The 1,579-nt window shown below is 32.2% G+C and carries 3 protein-coding genes; 1 reads left to right on the forward strand and 2 read right to left on the reverse strand.

Annotated features, from left to right (window positions below; translation table 11 throughout):
* A partial coding sequence (locus SFT90_05845) for a DNA replication and repair protein RecF (GenBank protein ID MDX1950003.1) occupies positions 1-318 on the forward strand: 318 nt, incomplete at its 5' end.
* Here SFT90_05845 and SFT90_05850 read toward each other — a convergent pair.
* Entirely contained in the window at positions 313-783 is a 471-nt protein-coding gene (locus SFT90_05850) for a DUF1488 family protein (protein MDX1950004.1), read from the reverse strand. The genes SFT90_05845 and SFT90_05850 overlap by 6 nt on opposite strands.
* Positions 708-1,579 (reverse strand): HipA domain-containing protein (locus SFT90_05855; protein MDX1950005.1); only part of this gene is annotated, 872 nt, incomplete at its 5' end. The genes SFT90_05855 and SFT90_05850, both read right to left, overlap by 76 nt.

Here is a 1,579-nt window from a genome sequence, read left to right on the forward strand (position 1 = left end):
AAAAAAACTAATTTTGGTATTCATAAAAGTGATTTTAGAGCATTGCATAGCTTGAAGAATATCCCTGCGGAACTAGCTTCTCAAGGGGAGCAAAAGGCGATTTTACTTTCAATAACTATTGCCTCAATTCTTGCTAAAAAAAGCCAAACCGGATTGTTTCCAGTGCTTTTATTAGATGAAGTTGCTGCTCATTTAGATGACGAAAAAAGAGGGAAATTATTCAATTTTCTAGAGAATATTGATTGCCAAATCTGGCTCACCGGCACAGACAAACATTATTTTGAAGGGCTCAGAAATTTGGAGTTTGTGGGGTTATAAATCACCTGTTCTTATTAGAATAGAGCCATCAGATTCTATTTCATTTTTTATATATTTTTGTTTGATTTTATTCTCTATAAATTTTCTATTATCTTTGAATATTTTTAATGGATGTTCACTATCAGATTTGAAATTATCCCAAAGGGCTTCAGCACTAATTTCACAGCGAATTTCTTTATCTCCTTCATATCCCCAAAATCTAACGATTAGCCTGCCTGGAAGATATTCCGCTTCTTTGGATTCATAAAAATAGATATTTTTTTTATCAACCATTCCTAAAACCGCCATTATATTTAACGCAGATGAAACCAAAATATCTTCATCGCCATTTTCAAAATTTGAAATAGTTGGCGCGCTAACATTTGCAAGTAAGGCTAAATCTTTTTGAGTTAGCTTTTGTGATTTTCTTCTCTGCTTTGCCTGTTCAACAAGTAATTGCCAATTAATGAAAAACTGCCGTTCCATCTTTTCTCCATTATTTCTGTTAATTTATTTTTTATATCTTGGCTTCCAACCTTTGATTCACTAATTGCTTTTTTAGCGTTATCTAAGTTTTTGCTTAAATCCTCAAATAATTTCATAATTATTTTATCATTAAGCCCAAATTTATAGCCTAGATTAACCAAGTGCTTTACCTCTAAATTTCCTATGTTTAAGTCTTTTACCCCGTTGATTTCTAAGGCAAGAGTTTTATAATTAAACATATAAGCAGAAACTAAATCATAGGCTGGTGTTAACCTTAAGCCCTCCTTTTTGTGAAACATTGCAAAGTTTTTGAAATGTGCATCAGTATTGCCAAGCAAAAAGCAAACTAAAATGCGACTAAAAAGTTTTTGAGCCTCCACTGGCATACAATATGGGTTTTCTGATATATATCTCCCCATATCTTCATAAGAGCCATCATATTTAGCATCACCTGATTTTTTATTTAATAATTGGCTCATTTCCTCAAAATGAATTTTACCTCTGCCAGAGTGAGTTCTATCAAAGCGAGTAATTATTAAGGCTTTTTCATTAATGTATGGTATTTCAGCAATTTGCATTTCTACAATATCATCTTTAGGTAAAAGTTTTTGAGTTGCCAAACTTGTTAGAAATTCTATTTCAATAATTTCATTATAATTTCCAGAAGATAATTTTGCTATGTGCGTGCTGATTTCTCTATCTCTCACGGGTCTAAAATTCTTGCCTTCTTTGACTGCAAGAAATTTTCTTTGAACACCTGATAAAGATGCTTTTGCAGAGAGTATAGCTTCGGTTG

It is taken from the genome of Rickettsiales bacterium, from assembly GCA_033762595.1.
Taxonomy (GTDB): domain Bacteria; phylum Pseudomonadota; class Alphaproteobacteria; order Rickettsiales; family UBA8987; genus JANPLD01.